The 16434-nt window shown below is 69.1% G+C and carries 19 protein-coding genes and 1 tRNA gene; 8 read left to right on the top strand and 12 right to left on the bottom strand.

Going from position 1 to position 16434, the window contains the following annotated elements:
* Positions 1-52: 52 nt before the first annotated feature.
* Entirely contained in the window at positions 53-1327 is a 1275-nt protein-coding gene (locus QRN16_RS13420; RefSeq protein WP_285187373.1) for an EAL domain-containing protein, read from the bottom strand.
* Between the two features lie 213 nt (positions 1328-1540).
* Between QRN16_RS13420 and QRN16_RS13415 the strand changes: the two genes are divergently transcribed.
* Both QRN16_RS13415 and QRN16_RS13410 read left to right on the top strand, forming a co-directional pair.
* On the top strand, positions 1541-2071 hold the full coding sequence (locus tag QRN16_RS13415) for a DUF6328 family protein (protein WP_056443779.1): 531 nt from the start codon (positions 1541-1543) through the stop codon (positions 2069-2071).
* 49 nt (positions 2072-2120) lie between these two features.
* Positions 2121-2564: an ATP-binding protein gene (locus QRN16_RS13410; RefSeq protein ID WP_051613502.1), complete on the top strand. Its 444-nt coding sequence runs from the start codon at positions 2121-2123 to the stop codon at positions 2562-2564.
* A gap of 3 nt (positions 2565-2567) precedes the next feature.
* Here the strand turns inward: QRN16_RS13410 and QRN16_RS13405 are convergent, their stop codons facing one another.
* From QRN16_RS13405 to dcd, 4 genes are all read right to left on the bottom strand, one after another.
* Complete coding sequence (locus QRN16_RS13405; RefSeq protein ID WP_156380600.1) at positions 2568-3512, bottom strand: Hsp70 family protein; 945 nt, start codon at positions 3510-3512, stop codon at positions 2568-2570.
* A 113-nt stretch (positions 3513-3625) separates the two neighbouring features.
* Positions 3626-4747, bottom strand: coding sequence for a hypothetical protein (locus tag QRN16_RS13400; RefSeq protein WP_285187368.1), 1122 nt, complete (start codon positions 4745-4747; stop codon positions 3626-3628).
* Between the two features lie 64 nt (positions 4748-4811).
* A complete protein-coding gene (locus QRN16_RS13395) occupies positions 4812-6365 on the bottom strand; it encodes an Hsp70 family protein (protein WP_285187366.1) in 1554 nt (517 codons plus the stop codon).
* Positions 6366-6463: 98 nt separating this feature from the next.
* Entirely contained in the window at positions 6464-7030 is a 567-nt protein-coding gene (gene dcd, locus QRN16_RS13390) for a dCTP deaminase (protein ID WP_027506388.1), read from the bottom strand.
* A 72-nt stretch (positions 7031-7102) separates the two neighbouring features.
* On the opposite strand from dcd, the gene QRN16_RS13385 reads away from it, so the two are divergent.
* The 3 genes from QRN16_RS13385 (at position 7103) to QRN16_RS13375 (ending at position 9557) form a co-directional block, all read left to right on the top strand.
* A tRNA-Gly gene (locus tag QRN16_RS13385) sits at positions 7103-7176 on the top strand.
* 172 nt (positions 7177-7348) lie between these two features.
* The gene (locus QRN16_RS13380) at positions 7349-8155 is read left to right on the top strand and encodes a transglutaminase-like domain-containing protein (RefSeq protein WP_285187364.1); all 807 of its coding nucleotides are present in this window, start codon (positions 7349-7351) and stop codon (positions 8153-8155) included.
* A 73-nt stretch (positions 8156-8228) separates the two neighbouring features.
* Complete coding sequence (locus QRN16_RS13375) at positions 8229-9557, top strand: lipase family protein (RefSeq protein ID WP_285187362.1); 1329 nt, start codon at positions 8229-8231, stop codon at positions 9555-9557.
* Positions 9558-9667: 110 nt separating this feature from the next.
* On the opposite strand, the gene QRN16_RS13370 is transcribed toward QRN16_RS13375, so the two are convergent.
* From QRN16_RS13370 to QRN16_RS13345, 6 genes are all read right to left on the bottom strand, one after another.
* Complete coding sequence (locus QRN16_RS13370; protein WP_027506392.1) at positions 9668-9892, bottom strand: hypothetical protein; 225 nt, start codon at positions 9890-9892, stop codon at positions 9668-9670.
* 16 nt (positions 9893-9908) lie between these two features.
* On the bottom strand, positions 9909-10346 hold the full coding sequence (locus QRN16_RS13365) for a hypothetical protein (RefSeq protein WP_027506393.1): 438 nt from the start codon (positions 10344-10346) through the stop codon (positions 9909-9911).
* Positions 10343-10801, bottom strand: a complete 459-nt coding sequence (locus tag QRN16_RS13360; RefSeq protein WP_222646741.1) for a Fur family transcriptional regulator — start codon at positions 10799-10801, stop codon at positions 10343-10345. The genes QRN16_RS13365 and QRN16_RS13360 overlap by 4 nt, the downstream gene beginning before the upstream one ends.
* A 46-nt stretch (positions 10802-10847) precedes the next feature.
* On the bottom strand, positions 10848-11021 hold the full coding sequence (locus tag QRN16_RS13355) for a CDGSH iron-sulfur domain-containing protein (protein WP_082544411.1): 174 nt from the start codon (positions 11019-11021) through the stop codon (positions 10848-10850).
* A gap of 49 nt (positions 11022-11070) precedes the next feature.
* On the bottom strand, positions 11071-11748 hold the full coding sequence (locus tag QRN16_RS13350) for a methyltransferase (protein WP_027506395.1): 678 nt from the start codon (positions 11746-11748) through the stop codon (positions 11071-11073).
* A 101-nt stretch (positions 11749-11849) separates the two neighbouring features.
* Positions 11850-12434, bottom strand: a complete 585-nt coding sequence (locus tag QRN16_RS13345; RefSeq protein ID WP_027506396.1) for a TetR/AcrR family transcriptional regulator — start codon at positions 12432-12434, stop codon at positions 11850-11852.
* 227 nt (positions 12435-12661) lie between these two features.
* On the opposite strand from QRN16_RS13345, the gene QRN16_RS13340 reads away from it, so the two are divergent.
* Complete coding sequence (locus QRN16_RS13340; protein ID WP_222646742.1) at positions 12662-13576, top strand: DAPG hydrolase family protein; 915 nt, start codon at positions 12662-12664, stop codon at positions 13574-13576.
* Positions 13577-13585: 9 nt separating this feature from the next.
* Here the strand turns inward: QRN16_RS13340 and QRN16_RS13335 are convergent, their stop codons facing one another.
* Positions 13586-14290, bottom strand: a complete 705-nt coding sequence (locus QRN16_RS13335) for a GAF and ANTAR domain-containing protein (protein ID WP_285187357.1) — start codon at positions 14288-14290, stop codon at positions 13586-13588.
* A 95-nt stretch (positions 14291-14385) separates the two neighbouring features.
* On the opposite strand from QRN16_RS13335, the gene QRN16_RS13330 reads away from it, so the two are divergent.
* Together QRN16_RS13330 and QRN16_RS13325 are read left to right on the top strand one after the other, a co-directional pair.
* Positions 14386-15447, top strand: a complete 1062-nt coding sequence (locus tag QRN16_RS13330; RefSeq protein ID WP_222638843.1) for an NAD(P)H-binding protein — start codon at positions 14386-14388, stop codon at positions 15445-15447.
* A gap of 45 nt (positions 15448-15492) precedes the next feature.
* Positions 15493-16407 carry an SDR family oxidoreductase gene (locus QRN16_RS13325; protein WP_285187354.1) on the top strand — a complete coding sequence of 305 codons (915 nt, stop codon included), beginning with the start codon at positions 15493-15495 and terminating at the stop codon, positions 16405-16407.
* Positions 16408-16434: the final 27 nt, after the last annotated feature.

The following is a 16434-nucleotide window of genomic DNA, read 5'->3' as shown; positions in this document are numbered from 1 at the left end:
CCGACGCGTCCCGGAGGACGCGACGATGGGGGGTACCCGCGAGAGCGCCCCCCTAATCGAACAGAGAGCGAACGTCGCGCGCGGGCACCGCACGAGAGTAGAGAAATCCTTGGACGCGAGTGCACCCAGTATGGCGGGCGGCCGCGACCTGGTGGTCGCTTTCGATTCCCTCGACGACCAGGGCACGGCCGGTGTCGACCGCGAATCCGGCCAGTGCGCGGACCAACGAGTCGCCCGCGGCGGTACCGAGCGTGCGCGCGATGCCCGCGTCGATCTTGAATCCGTCGACGGGGAAGTCGACGAGGCGTTCGAGCGACGAGAAGCCGATGCCGATGTCGTCGAGCAGCACCCGGAACCCGACGGCCTGCAGGGCGCTGACGAACTCGTGGGCCCGCGCCGGGCGAGCATGCGACACGGTCTCGGTCAGTTCGAAGACCACGCGCGCCGCCGGCACCGCGGACGCGGCGACGATCTCGATGAGGTGGCGTACCGCGTCGGGGGCCGCGAGATGCCGCGCGGACAGGTTGACGTGCAGGTCCATCTCGGGAGCGTCGACCATCCACCGCTCGAAGTCGACGAGCGCGCGGACGAGGACCGCGTGGTCGACGTCGATCTCGAGGTCGCTGCCCTCGATGGTGGGCAGGAAGTCCGCGGGGCTCACCATCGACGGCGCAGTGGTGCCGTCGCCCGGACGCGTCCAGCGGGCAAGAGCCTCGACCGCCGTGACGGCGCCGGACGACACGTCCACGATCGGCTGATACCAGGGAGTGATCTCGCCCCGCTCGATCGCGGCCGCGACAGCGCGGACGCACCCGGCGCTCTTCGAGCGGCCGTGACCACGCAGCGCCTCGAGATGGGTTTCGACCACCCGACCGAACTCGGTGAGAGTGGTGACCGTGTACTCGTTCGCGGGGTGCGGCTCGGCGTCCAGCACGCAGAGGGTGCCGATGATCAGCCCCTCGCGTCCGCGTAACGGAACCCCGACGTAGGACCCGAGCGACAGAGCGTGCAGAGCCTGCGCGGTGGCCGCGCGGACCGGATCGTTCGAGAACCGGTCGAGGACGGAGTTCGAGACCGCGACGGGCCCCGCGGACGCGACCACGTGCTGGCAGGCGGTGACGGAGCGCGGCAGTGTGTGTGGGAACGGTCCCCCGTGCTGAGCACGGGTGTACTGGACGTCCTCGTCGAGGATGTTGAGCTGCGCGGCGGAGAATCCCAGCGTGGTCGCCGCGAGAGCTGTGAGGGTCTGCAGCGTGGAGTCCGTGGCCGTGAAGTCGACATAGTGCCGCGCCGACTCACTCTGGCGCCGGAGTGCGCTCCTCTGCATGACGTGTCCGTTCTACGAGGCCACCGTCGGATGGTTCCGACGTGGCATGTCCCGACACCGTGACCCCCCGGATCGTCAGTGATTCGTACCTGTTCCAGCCCCGTATCGGTCACGGGCGGGAAAAGGTTTCGACCATTCCACAGCCGAGTCATCGTACAAGCCGTCAAACAGGCACGACGCCGGGTATCGGAGGTTCCGCCGTAGTATCACCGAATGACAGCGGACGGGCCCCTGACCGGGTCGGACTGGAACGCACGCGAGCGGAACGAGACCGAGACCGAGCGCCTCGATCGCAACTGGTCGAACCTTCTGCAGGAGCTGCGAGTGGTGCAGACCGGTATCCAGTTGCTCACCGGCTTCCTGCTCACCCTCCCGTTCCAGGCCCGGTTCCCGGAACTCGAGACGTACGAGCAGGCCGTTTACCTAGTGACGCTCGGAGCATCGGTCACCGCCACCATCCTCCTGGTCGCGCCGGTGGCTCTGCACAGGATCCTGTTCCGTCGCCGGGCACTGCGTCAGCTCGTCGACCACGCGAACCGGTTCGCTCTCGCCGGCTTCGTCCTGCTGGGCATCGCGATGTCCGGCGTACCGCTGCTCATCTTCGACCTGGTGGTGGGTCCCACCGCGGGCATCATCGCGTGCGCAGTGGCGGCCACCCTGTTCGTCTCGGTCTGCCTCGTACTGCCCGTGTCGTTGCGCCGCCGGCTGGGTCCGGTGAACGATCGGTCCGATTCGACCGAGTGATCTCGACCATGGATGTGCAAAATCTGCGCGCAGTGGGTACAGGGCTTCCATGATCACCGACGTCGCCGACGACATGCCGGTCACCGACCGTGGTGACGCGACCCGCGATCTGATCCTGCAGGACATCCCCGCCGAGCCGCGGGCGCTGACCGGTGTGCGTACGACGGTGCTCGCATGGCTGCGCGACCGAGGCCTCGACGAGGACCTGTGCCAGGACATCACCCTGGCCACGTACGAGGCACTGGCCAACAGCGTCGAGCACGCCTACGAGCGCTCCGCGGACACCGTGGTGCGCACCGTCGGACTCGAGGTGCGTACTCCGCGGGCCGGCGAGGTGACCATCGACGTGACCGATCGGGGATCCTGGGTCGACAACGGCAACGATCCGCGCCGAGGTCGAGGGCTTCCCCTCATTCATGCGCTCGCGCACGAGGCGTCGGTGGATTCCTCGGAGGACGGCACGACCGTCCGGATGCGGTGGAACGCGGCCTGACGGTCAGACCAGTGCGTGCCGCGACTGCGTCGTCACTGCGGGCACCGGTTCCGACCGCGTCGGTACCACCGGCAGCGGCGCGCTGAACGGAGACTCCGACCGCCGTGCGGCGAGGAGGGCAGCCCCCGTCGCGGCGATGGACTGCGGATCCTGCGGCATCACCAGAGCGGAACCCCACTCGCGCGCGAACACACCGCGCAGCAGAGGGAGGTTCGCCGGTCCGCCGGCCAGCACCACGGCGTCGACACGATGCGCACCCCGGCGCACCACATCGCTCACCCAGTCGGCAGCCTCGGTGACGTAGTCCAGCATCAGCCGGTCCACCGTGGTCCGCCAGACGTTCACGGTGCCCCCGACGAACGGTCCGCCGACGCGCACGACGCGGTGCAGGGCGATCATCTCCATCGCCCACTCGACGCCCTCGGTCAGTAGCTGAGAGTCGTTCGGCGACAGCGGTTCCGCTGTGCCGTAGGCAGCCAGGAGGTGCTCGCGGACACTGTCCGCGAAGGCACTGCCCCGGTAGCGGTCGGTCCACGTCGCGTCCTTGACGAAGCCCGTGGCCACGTCGACGACGGACACCGACGTACCGCTCTTCCCCATGTCGACGACGGCGATCGTGGATCCCGACTCGACCAGGCCGCGCATTCTCAGATACATCAGCTGGGCGCCGAGTTCCGAAGCGAGACGGACACATCCGCCGGTGTGCACGGACAGGGAGATGGTACCCACGCGTGACCGGGGCTCGTCCGGAACCACCAGCACGGCGGTCTCACGATCGGCGCCGTGGCGCGCACAGACCGAATCCACCACGTCGACAGCGGCTTCCAGTCGATCGCGACCGCGTGCCACCGTGACGGACTCGGTACCGAGCAACGCACGACCCATGGGATCCATCACCGCGGCTCGTATCGCCGACGCTCCGAGGGAAATTCCTACCACTGCTCGCATGACCCGCCCCGTTCCTGGTGTTCCGCGACGAAGCCTAGGCGCTCGAACAGGGAAAAGGTCGGTTCTCAGTGGCTATTGGCAAAGTTTGGTTGGTTTCACTAGGAACCGGGGCGTCACTCGACCGACGCGGTACCGGACGTGTCCGGCGTCGGGTCGGGCTCGGACGGCTGGGTCGGCGGCTCGGAATCCGTCGGCGGCTCGGACGACGAGCCTCCCGTCGATCCGGGTGTCTCGCCGCCGCCGGAACCACCGCCTGTACCGGTGCCGGGATCGGTACCACCCGTGCCGGTTCCGCCGCCGCTGGTCGATCCGCCGCCGGTGGAGCCTCCGCTGGTCGAACCACCGCTGGTCGAACCACCGCTGGTCGAACCACCACTCGTCGAACCACCGCTCGTGGAACCACTCGTCGTCGATCCACCGCTCGTGGATCCGCCGCTCGTCGATCCACCGCTGGACGGCGCCGCCGACGAGGTTCCCGGTCGCGTGGTCGCGGCACCGGGTGCGGCGGGCACCGACGCGGCGCCGTTCTGCTGCGTGACACCGGGGCGGATGCCGGTGAGGGCGTCCGCGACCGTGGTGCCGCCGGGCACGGGTGCCGGCACGGCCGTGGGGCTCGATCCGGCGGGCGCTGCGGGATTGGGGGCGATACCGGTGCCCGCCTCGGCCGAGTCGGTGGCCGACGTGGACAGGGGTTCCGCGACACCGGCGGCCTCGGGAGCCCGCGGTCCCGTCACGGCCCAGACCGCGAACGATCCGGCCAGGACGGCGGCAGCGACTCCCGCACCCACGACGGCGAACCCTCGGCGCGTCTCGCGTGAGGACGCGTCGACCGGCTCGGGCAGCACCACCGGGATCGGACCGGTGATCGCGTCGCCCGCGTCGTGGTCGGCCCACAGCGCGACGGCGACCGCCGGTTCGAGGGACGGATCGACGTCCACCGCGTCGACGACGACCACGTCGCGAACGTGACCGTCGCGCAGCGCGGACTCGACGGGCTCACGCAGATGCGGCGACTCGAGGACGACGGCGGCACCGGTGAGCAGCAGATCGGCGCGGGCAGCCCGGAGCCGCATGACACCGATGGACGTTGCGACCGCCGCGGCCACCTCGGCCGGGGACCCGGTCTGCATCGGGATGGTGCGCTCGTCGACCGGACCGAGCCGAGGCAGCTCGACGTCGACGAGAGCCGCCGTCACCTCGTCGCTCGTCGCCGAGATTCCCAGCACGATGTGCATGTCGTCGTCGTCCGCCTGTTCGTTCTCGATGATGCGTGGTCTCGTACGGTCCCGCCCGGCAACGTCAGGGCGTCGTGGTGGCCTGCGCGCTGGTTGCCGTGGGCGTGGTCGTCCGAGTCGTCGTGGTCGTCGGCGACGGAGCCGCAGATGTCGTCGTCGTGCTGGTGTTCGAGTTCGGCCGCCGTGTCGTGGTGGGCGCCGGCGTCTCCTCCGGCTCGTCCTGTACCGCGGTGGAGGGTGCCGGGGCGAGCGTCGGGCGCTGGGAGATCGAGGTCGACGGAGTGACGCTCGACGGTGCTGCGACGGGCGTCTCCGTGGACGGCGCCTGCGCGGCGGTGGCGCTCGACGACGCCGCCGAGGGCGAGGCCGGCGCCGCGTCGACGCGCGGGGCAGTGCTGGGCACGGTGGTGGCAGTGGGCGTGGCGTCGACGGACGACGTGACGACGACGCGATCCGTCGCCTGCACGGCCTCGGTCTCCGACCGTCCCGACGCACCGGCGGCCGCGCCGAGGGTGACCGCGGCGACGAGCGCCGTGGTTCCCACCACGACACCGGCACGGGACCGACGTCGCCGCGTGGAACGGGCGCGTCGAGGCGCACCGGTGACGACGCGCGGCGTGGGCAGCGGTGGTCGAGCGGTCTCCGGCTCCGGTGCCACCTCGGGTTCCGGGGTGGGAACCGGCTCCGCCGCTGGGGTGTGAGCCGGCTCCGCCACCGTGGTGAAGGCGGCCGTGACCTCGTCGTCCGCCGGCGGTGCGGTGACGACGGGCAGCGGCATGGCGTCCACGGCGGGGGGCACGACGGTGGAGAGATGTGCGGCGCCCATGGCCGCGAAGAACTGCGGCCAGCGCGGCGTGATGACGGGGACCGCGACCCGAGCGGCGATGTCGCGGCGCACCGACGGGATGTGCGCGCCGCCGCCGACCAGGAGCACGGCGTCGGCTCCCCGGGCCACGGCGTCGTCCACGAGGTCGACGAGCATCGCGGTGGGCTGGGCGATGAGAAGTTCGAAGTCGGTGCGGCGCAGGCGAACCGAGTCGGTGACGAACGGCCCCGACAGGTCGACCGCACGCTCGTCGGACAGCATCTCCTTGGCCGCGAGACTGTCTCGGGCCAGGGTGCGCACGGCCGCGGGGCTCATCTTCTCGGCAGCACCGAAGGTGGTGGACAGGTGATCGGCGACCGCGGCGTCGATCGCGTCACCGGACAGTTCCGTGATGCCCACGCTCGAGTACAGGTCACCGGTCTGCGTGTCCAGGACGTGCACGCGCGTGCCGACCCGACCGAGGTCGACGACCGCGAGCGTGCGAGCCGCGTCGACGCAGCCCTCCATCCGTGCGGCGGCCAGCAGCGCGTCGCACTCGGCGACGAGTCGAACTCCGCCGGGACCGTAGGTGCTCTCGGGGTCTCCCCCCACTGCGATCACCGGCGCGTCCGGACTCACGCACAGATCCGCGGCCATCTCGAACGCTGCCGCAGCGGCCGCGGACAGAGGATGGTCGGATCCGGTGGCGAGCGAGCGCACCTCGACGACCCGGCCCTCCGGGTCCATCACGACTCCGCGCACGCACCCGGTGCTCATGGAGACACCGAACGTTTCCGTCTCGGTTCGCATCATGGATCACCACCATCGGCTGTCGGAGTTTCAGACAGACCGATAGTAGAGCGTCAAACCGGGCATAGCAACGTATACGACGGCGAAAACCGACCGTAGGTCTACTGGAGAAAGTTCAAATAAGCCTTCGACGGAGTCGGGCCGCGCTGTCCCTGATACTTCGATCCCAGCGCTGAGCTGCCATAAGGATTGATCGCCGGACTGGAGAGACGGAACAAGCAGAGCTGCCCGATCTTCATGCCCGGCCACAACGTGATGGGCAGATTGGCGACATTCGAGAGCTCCAGCGTGATGTGTCCGCTGAAGCCCGGATCGATGAAACCCGCCGTCGAGTGTGTGAGAAGTCCCAGCCGGCCCAGACTCGACTTGCCCTCCAGTCGCCCCGCGAGATCGTTCGGCAGGGTCGTCAGCTCGAGCGTCGACCCGAGCACGAACTCGCCCGGATGCAGAACGAACGGCTCCCCCTCGGCGGGCTCCACCAAGGTGGTCAGCTCGTCCTGCTGCAGCTTCGGGTCGATGTGGGTGTAGCGCGAGTTGTCGAACACCCGGAACAGCCCGTCCAGGCGCACGTCCACACTCGACGGCTGCACCATCGCCTCGTCGAACGGTTCGATGCCGAGCGTTCCGGCATCCACCTCGGCCTTGATGTCGCGATCGGAGAGCAGCACGCACAGAGACTATCGACCGAGCCCGCCGAGGCCACCCGGGCGCCCTGCTAATCTTCAGGGGCAGCTCCACCGGCCGATGTAGTTCAATGGCAGAACATCAGCTTCCCAAGCTGAATACGCGGGTTCGATTCCCGTCATCGGCTCCACGTCTCCCCTCGCCGCCGGGCGATGGTGGAATCCGGACCCCGGAATCCGGGGCCTACATTCCACAGTTCACACTCGCGGTCGTCCCACTGTGTCCAGCGACACGCGTCGTTCCTGGTCAGGCTGGGTACACCTCCGCGCACACCCCCTCGCCCCCCGGAAACGAGCACCTCCATGACCGAACGCGTCGTCTCCGCACGCCTCGATGTCGACATCACGGCCGCCAGCACCCTGGAGTTCCAGATCGCCGTGGCCCCGCATCCCGGCGCGCAGGTCGCCGAGACCCTCTCGTTCGTCCTGGACGGGAAGACGGTCGAGGCCCGCGAGGTCAGCGGAGCCCACGGCAACCGGATCCACGTCCTCGAGGCGCCGGTGGGCAACCTGCAGGTCTACTACGACGCGACCGTCACCGGGAACGCGGAGCCGTCCCCCGTCACGGATCTCGATCGCTCGGTCTACCTCCGTCCGAGCCGGTACGCGGAGGCCGACAAGTTCTTCGGCTTCGCCGCCACGGAGTTCGGCAGCGAGTCGGACGACGCGGTGCTGTTGTCGGAGGTCTCCGACTGGGTCGGCCGTCGACTGCACTACGTCCCGGGCAGCAGCGATCCCATCGACGGTGCGGCGGACACGCTGCTCGCCGGTGCCGGCGTGTGCCGTGACTACGCGCACCTGGTCGTCGCGATGCTGCGCGCGCTGAACGTTCCAGCTCGTCTGGTCGCCGTCTACGCACCCGGATGCGAGCCGATGGACTTCCACGCCGTCGCGGAGGCCCTGGTGAACGACACCTGGCACGTCGTCGACGCGACGTGTCTCGCACCTCGATCGACGCTGGTCCGGATCGCGACCGGACGCGATGCGGCCGACACCGCGTTCCTCGACAACCACAAGGGTTCGATCACGCTGAACAGCTCCACGGTCACGGCCGTGGCGACCGACGGCCTGCCGAAGGACGACATCCACGAGCTGGTCTCCCTCACCTGATCCGGCGCATGCGTCGGTCGCCTCCTGCGTCGTCGGGTTACTGTGACTCGACGAATCAGGAAGCGAGACGCACATGAGCATCGAACGAGATGCAGCGTTCACGGGTGGGCGAGGGACGGCGGCGGACCGGAGCACTGACTCCGACGATGCCGTCGAGCGGCTGACGACGACGCCGAACAAGGATCCGTTCTACCGCTCCCCCGCCGGGTTCGAGAAGGCCGAGCTGGGGACCGTGCTGCGGTCGCGCCGTGTCGAGATCGCCCTGTTCGGCACCATCCGCCAGCGCGTGTCGGCATGGCAGCTGCTCTACCGAACGTCCGACATGCACGGCGAACCGCGCACGGGTGTCACCACGGTCCTGCTGCCGGCCGGCGCGGTTCCGGGTCGGAGCAGGCCGCTGCTGTCCTACCAGTGCGCCATCGACGCCGTCTCGGACCGCTGCTTCCCGTCGTACGCGCTGCGGGACGGAGCACACGCCCACGGCGCCGTGCCCCAGTTCGAGCTGCTCATCATCCTGTACGCGCTGCGCCGCGGGTGGGCGCTGTCCCTGCCGGATCACGAGGGCATGGACGGCCGCTGGGGTGCACCGATCGAACCCGGATACTGCACTCTCGACGGCATCCGCGCCGCCCTGTCCTTCGCACCTCTGGAGCTCGACGACTCGGCGCCCGTCGCACTGTGGGGGTATTCGGGCGGCGGCCTGGCCACGTCGTGGGCCGCCGAGGCCGCCGACGAGTACGCGCCGGAGCTGAACGTCGTCGGTGCCGCGCTGGGCTCGCCCGTCGGTGATCCGGCGTCGGCGTTCTCCCGCCTCAACGGCACGATCTTCGCCGCGTTGCCCACCATGGTGGTCGAGGGTCTGCGCCGCACCTACCCCGATCTGGACCGGACGATCCGCGATCACGTCGCGCAGCCCGGCATGACCATTCTGTCCTCACTCGAGCGCAAGACCACGGTGCACGCCGTTCTGACGCTGCTGATGCACGACCTCGAGCGCTACACGGACATCCCGCTCGCCGACGTCATGGCGACCCCCGAGCTGGTGCAGATCTTCCAGGACATCCAGCCCGGCAAGTCCGCACCGAGCTTCCCGCTCCTCATCATGCAGGCGGTGCACGACCCCATCATCGCCGTCGACGACGTGGACGGGCAGGTGGAGCGGTACCGCACCGCCGGCGCCCACGTGACGTACGTGCGCGACCGGCTCAGCGAGCACCTGTCGCTGCATCCCATCGCCGCACCTGCGACGCTGAACTGGCTCGCCGATCGCATCGCCGACCGCCCGGTGCCCCCGAACACCACCGAGACCGTGTGGTCCTCGGCCCTGTCGGTGTCAGGTGTCCGAGGGCTGCTCGGGCTCACCGTCTCGACCGGTCGCGCTCTGGTCGGCCGGGTCCGCTAGGCGGTCGTCGCCGGAGTCGCGGCGCGTCGGCTCGATCCCGAAGTCGGGTGGCCCCGACGCCTCCGCGAAACCGGACGGCTCCGAGTGCTTCTCGTCGGACGTCGACATGATCACGCCCCGAGCTTGTCGATCATGTCGTTCAGCGCGGTGGCCGCCGTCTCGAGTCGCTCGGGTGACCTGTCGTCTCCCAGTTGCTCGACGAGTGCCGCCTTGGTGGTCACCAGAACGGCACCCGAATCGTCGTCGGTCATCGTCAGTTCACCGTCCCGCATCACCAGCAGCGTTCCGTCGGGTGCGTCGAGCACGCCGCGCACCGTGTCGCTCGTCATCGTCATCGTGTCGATCCTCCTGTCAGGGTGTTGCCTCGTGACCGCGCTTGCCGTGCGTGCGCCGGTCCTCCTTCATCTCCGCCTCGAAGACGTGACGGCGGCCGTCCATCAGGTCGTCGCGGATCCGGCGTTCGTGCTCACGCGCGGTGGTCCAGTACCCGTCGTCGAAGTCCTCGACCATCTGGAACGTCCACCGACCCTCGATGACGTTGCGGCCGATCACCTCTCGCTCCAGTGCGTCCGCTGCGTCACCGTGCCCTGCGTCGCGGAGCTCGTCCGCGGCAGAGCCGAACTGGAGATCGGCGTGGCCCATCAGCTGGTGGAACGTGTACAGGTGGCCGCGGGCGCGTTCCACCCACTCGAGGGCCTCCGAGACCGAACCGACGGCGGACACCGTGGCATCGTCGGACCCGTCCGGACGGTGGTGGTCCGTCAGCATCTTCTCGCGATCATCGCTCATACCTGCTGGTTACCCGTCCGGCAGTCACGACACACACCCCAGAAGAAGACGTCGACGCCGTCGATGTCGAAGTCGTCGTCCTCCGGCTCGGGAGCGCGTCGACGCACATCGGAGGTGAGGGCCGTGTCGAACACTCGGCGGCACTGCCGGCACATCAGATGGTGGTGGTCGTCGCCGTCGACCCGAAGTTCGTACAGCGCGGGCGAATTGGCGGGCTCGATCCGGCGCAGGAGATCCACCGACACGAGTGCGTCGAGGTTGCCGTAGACGGTCTGCCGCGACATCCCCTGGCTCTTCAGCGTGCGGGCCACGTAGCCGGCGTCGACGTGTGGGTGCCGCGCCACGACGTTCAGCACGCGCAGGCGCGGGCGGGTCACGCGCAGCCCGCGCTCACGCAGTACCCGACGCCACTGCTCTTCCGACGAGACGACCGTCGGCTGTTCCCTGGTGTCCACGACGCCGGAGTGCCCCCGCAGGGCGCCGTGAAACGTCCGGGCCGTGTCAGTCGTCGCGACCCCGGTCCTCGGTGGTGGACGCACGGATCTTGCGGCGATGGCTGGTGTCGCAGAAGGGGTAGTTCTTGCTGCGTCGACACGCGCAGAGCGCCACCATGAAGCGGTCGGACCGCACGCGGGTGCCGTCCTCCATCTCCACGTCGACGGGCCCCTCCACCATCACCGGCCCGCCCGGAACAACACGGACGAGCCGTGCTGCGGGAGCAGCGTCAGGCGCGTCGGGCACGGACGACCACCAGTTCCTCAGAGCGCCGACCCGGCTGCAGGGCGCCCGTGGCCTCGAGCCACTCGGCGCGCGCGTGCATGACGGGACCGAACGCGATCCGACGGCGAGCCACCACGTCGACCGTGGTGCCGGACCGCATCAGACGCTCGATCGTGCGGTCCACACCGGCGAACTCGGACTGCACGATCAGCATGGTGCCGCCCGGAGTGAGGAGATCGAATGCGTTGTCGCACAACGGGTCCAGGACGATACGACCGTCGGCGCCGGCGTCCCACGCACGGTGCACACCGCGCCCCTCCGGCGCGGTCGGCGACGGTACGTACGGCGGATTGGAGACCACGAGGTCGAACGGCGCCTCGGCGAGGGCGTCGATGAGCGTGCCCTGTCGCGCATCGACCTCGACACCGATGCGCTCGGCGTTGTCCAGGGCGCACGCGACGGCGCGAGCATCCAGGTCGTAGGCGAGCACCTCACGTGCACCGAGACACGCAGCCTGGAGCGCGAGCACTCCAGTACCCGTACACAGATCGAGGGCACGCGCACCCAGGGGCGACGCCGCCACCGGCATGACCTCGCAGAGCAGTCTCGAATCGTCCTGGGGGGCGTAGACACCGGGGTGTGCACGCACCATGCTGATCGTGTCGCGATGAATCGTCGTCACACGAGAACCTTCCGTCGGCGCAGATGCGCTGGCAGCATCTGCCGCCTTTCTTCAGGAATGGCATTCCCGAACGGACGCGATTCAAACGCGGGACCGGCGCGTCACCACCTCCGGGCGATGATGGAGACGATGCGCGGAATCTCCTCGTCGGCAAGCGGTTCGACCCCGATGACCACCTGGCGGGTGAGCAGACCGTCCACGGACATGGCGAACAGTTCCGCCGACGCCACGGTCGCGGGGTAGCCCGCCTCGCTCATCTTGGACGACACCAGGCCGACGAACGCGGCCAACTGGGCGTCGAACGCCGCCTTGAGTTCGGGCCGCACCAGACCCTCGCCGAGAAGGTGGTGCCGTGCGACGACGCGGCCGCGATGCTCCTCGCTGCACATGTCGCGGACGAACCCGACGACGGCGTCGACCACGGCGTCGTGATGCCAGGTGTCGAGTGCGAAGTGCCGACCGGCGACCTCGAGATCTCTCCGGAACACCTCGTCGAGCGCCAGCGAGAGCAGGGTGGCTCGATCGGGCGCGTGATAGTTGACGGCGCCGGCACCGAGACCGGTTGCCTGATCGACCGCACGATGAGTGAACCCACGGGGACCGCGTTCGGCGAGCACCTGCACCGCGGCGGCAGAGATGAGTGAGCGCCGACTTCTGGGCTTCTCCACCGTCTCACCATCACTCATTGGTGAGATGTTACGGCCCTGACGTGCCGGTACCACCATCACCGGTCACGGTCGGCTCACGATGATCGCGCCGGCGGAACGGGCTGATCGAGCCCGCTCCACCGTCCCCCGACTGCCGCGTCACGATCATGACAGGCGTTGAGGGTACACCCGTCTCGGCACGTCCGCTCGTGCTTGACACCGGGGTCGCCGGCGTCTTTTCTGTACAGATGTTGAGGAATCGGGCCATGAGTCGTCGCGGGATGTTGGGAGCGGCCGCCGTCGCCGCGGGAGCGGTCACGGTGGGGATCGCCCCGCGCGTCCGCGCAGCGCCGACACTCCCCTCGGCGGCCTGCGCCGTTCGCTATCCCGGCTACCGCGGCGCCGACTTCGCGCTCCCGTACGCCCGCTACATGCAGGCCCGGACCGCCCCCGCGCCGCAGATCGTGGCCGACGCCTTCGCCGGCCCGGCGCTACCGGCGGGAGCAGTGCCTCGGTTCGAGGACATCACGCGCGATCTCGGCCCGACCGGGACGTCCGCCGTGGAGACCGGGTACGGCCAGGGCGCCGACGGGGTGGTCTTCGTGGCAGTGCGCACCGTCATGCCGAGAGTCACTGCGGCCATGTGGGACTGGTGGTTCGGGTGGCACTCCAGCGAGGCCGCGCGCTACAAGCTGTGGCATCCCGACGCGCACCAGTTCGCCGCCCTGGACACCGACCTCACCACCGCCGACCTCCCGGACCGGCAGAAGTACATCGGCAACACCACCTACGTCGACGAGTACGTGGGGCCGAAACTGCAGCAGCTCGGGATCAACTTCCGAGACCCGGTGGCGCACGGGTTCACCGTGCCGTCGGATCAGACCATCGTCTTCGGCCGCGTCGGGAGCAGCATCGCCCCCGTGGACCTGGGGTGGCTCGCCCACCAGGTCCGCCCGATCGAGGGCGGCGCCGAGATGCGCAGCCGGTTCCACCTGAACCTCCGCGGCCTGCACGTACCGAACGTGACGCAGGCCGCGTGTGCGGTGGCCCGTGGTGCGTCGGTCGATCCGACCGATCTGCAGCTGAGCCTCGACCTCGGTCGTGATCTGCTGATGCACTGCGGGCAGGAGATGAACCACCTCGCGGCGTTCCTCCCCGAACTGCACGCCGAGTTCTCGTGACCCGGCACCTCAGCGAGCCGACTCCGACCCCTTCTCCACCAGTTGGACCGACAACCGGCCGATCGGGGTGTTGGAGTCCTGGGACAGCCTGGTCAGCAGGGTGAAGGCCTGCTGGGCGTCGACGCCGAAACGCTCCATGATCATGCCCTTGGCCTGCCCGATGACGTCTCGGGACGCCAGGGCCGAATGCAGTTGATCCTCGACCCGACCCGCTGTCAGAGCGATCGCGGCGTGGGTGGCGAGCGCCTCCCCGACCATGATCGCGTCGTCGGTGAAGGCTCGGGGCTCGAACGCGAACAGGTTCAGGGCACCGAAGGTGTCGCGGTGGGTGAAGAGTTGAAAGGAGAGCGAGCTCCGCACGCCCTCCGCCAGGGCGATCGGCGCGTACTTCGGCCACCGGGTGTCGGTGGTCAGATCATCGGCCCGCACCACCGCGGTGGTGGTCGCCGCGTCCAGGCACGGGCCCTCCCCGAACTCGATCTGAGCTGCGTCGAGCCGCGGCGGAAGAGACGACGTGGACCCGTGCGAGGTGAACGACGACCTGCCCGAGATCGCCACCACGTCGGCGGCGTCCGTTCCGGGAACCAGATCGAGGGCCGCCTCGGTGACCCTGCGCAACGTGTCGTCGAGATCGGTGTGCGCCGTCAGGTCGCGAGCGAACGCCGCCAGCGCCGACGCGATGTCCGACGGCTCCCGTTCTCGAGACGCGTTCATCCGACCTCCTCGAGCAGCAGCGGGCATGACACTCGGCACAGATTGACCGCGACCGGGGACGGGTAAACCAGGACCACTCACTCGAAAGGCATGTCTTGCGCATCCTGGTCACCGGGTCCACCGGCTACATCGGCTCACGTCTCGTTCCCATCCTGCTGGGCGACGGTCACGACGTGCTCGCCGCCATGCGCGACGACAGCAAGGCGTCCTCCTTCAGCTGGGAGGACGACGTGACGCCGGTCCACTTCGACATCACCGACGAGAAGTCCATCGATGCCGCGCTCGAGGGTGCGGACGCGGTCGTCTACCTCGTGCACTCGATGGACGACGGCGACTTCGTGACCAAGGATCGAGAGGCCGCGCAGGCCGTCGCGCGCGCCGCGGAGAAGCACGGCGTGGGCCGCATCGTCTACCTGTCCGGCCACGTGCCCGACGACGACGAGGACCTCTCCGACCACATCACGTCCCGCCTGCAGGTCGAGGAGGTGTTCCTCAACTCGTCCGTTCCGGCGACGGTGTTCCGGGCGGCCATCATCCTCGGGTCCGGCTCCACCTCGTTCGAGCTCGTACGCAGGATGGTCGAACGGCTCCCGGTCACCCCCGTGCCGAGCTGGATGGTGAAGAAGGTGCAGCCGATCGCGACGACCGACGTCCTGCACATCATCGCCGCCGCTCTCGGTGACGAGCCCATTCCGGGGTCGTACGACATCGGCGGGACCGAGGTGCTCACCTACCCCGAGTTGCTCACCCGCTACGCGACCATCGCCGAACTGTCGCGGCCCCAGTTCCGCGTGCCGCTGGTTCCCACACCGATCGTCGGGCGAGCCGTCGCCGCCATCACACAGATGCCGCCCGGCACCGTGATCTCGTTGGTGGACAGCTTGCATCACGACATGATCGTCCGTCGCGGCAACGCGGCCACGGACACGTTCGCGCACGCCGTCGACTCTCTCGTGGGTATCGACGAGTCCATCAGGCGGTCGCTGACGGTCAGCTCGCACGACGGCACCGACGCCGAGGGCACCACCGACCCGCAGTCCGCGGCGGACACCGACCCCTCGTGGGCCGGCGGCGTCGTGTCGATCGGCCGAGACGGACGGGTGCGTCACGACGTGTCCGGACGATTCTCGCGAGCGCTGTTGCACCCGCGTTCCTGAGGCGGGACCAGGATTCCCGGTCGGGTACGCGGGTACCCGGCCGGTATGACTTCTTCGAACGGCTCGATCGACCAGTACACCAAGAGAGACCCGCGTACCGCCTATGCGACGCCGGATCGCGAGGGGCAGCAACCGATCTCGCATCCCGGGCTGACCGAGGACATGCGGACCACCCCCGACCACGGGGAGTTCACCTACCGCGGATCGGGGCGGCTCACCGGTCGGAAGGCACTGATCACCGGAGCGGACAGCGGCATCGGCCGCGCCGTCGCCCTGGCGTTCGCGCGCGAGGGCGCCGACGTCGTGCTGTCGTACCTCGAGTCCGAGGAGCCCGATGCGCGCGAGACGGTGCGGCTCGTCGAGGAGGCCGGCCGCCGGGCCGTCAGCGTCCCCGGTGACATCCGCGACGAGGCGCACTGCGACGCCCTGATCGACACCGCGGTGCGCGAACTGGGTGGTCTCGACATTCTCGTGAACAACGCGGCGTTCCAGATGGCCCAGAGCGGCGGTATCGCCGACATCACCACCGAGCAGTTCGACCGCGTACTGAAGACCAACCTGTACGCGTTGTTCTGGCTGTCCAAGAAGGCTGTGGCCGTGATGGATCCGGGCTCGACCATCGTCAACACCTCCTCCGTCCAGGGCGTGAGCGCCTCACCCGAACTGCTCGACTACGCCACCACCAAGGCCGGCATCATCAATTTCTCCAAGGGGCTCGCGAGCGACGTCGCCCAACAGGGCATCCGCGTGAACGTCGTGGCACCCGGACCCATCTGGACACCGCTGATCCCGGCCACGATGCCGTCGGACAGTGTCGACGGTTTCGGCGACCAGGTGCCGCTCGGACGTCCGGGACAGCCCGCGGAACTCGCACCCGCGTACGTGTTCCTCGCCTCGGGCGAGTCCAGCTACATCACCGGGCAGGTCATCGGCGTGACCGGCGGTTCCCCGATCACCTGAGCATTCCCGCATCCGCACGACACGAAA

The organism is Rhodococcus sp. MEB041 (assembly GCF_030208955.1).
In the GTDB taxonomy this organism is placed as follows: domain Bacteria; phylum Actinomycetota; class Actinomycetes; order Mycobacteriales; family Mycobacteriaceae; genus Rhodococcoides.
The sequence above is the reverse complement of the archived record's forward strand: the minus strand, read 5'-3'. Positions and strand labels throughout refer to the sequence as shown.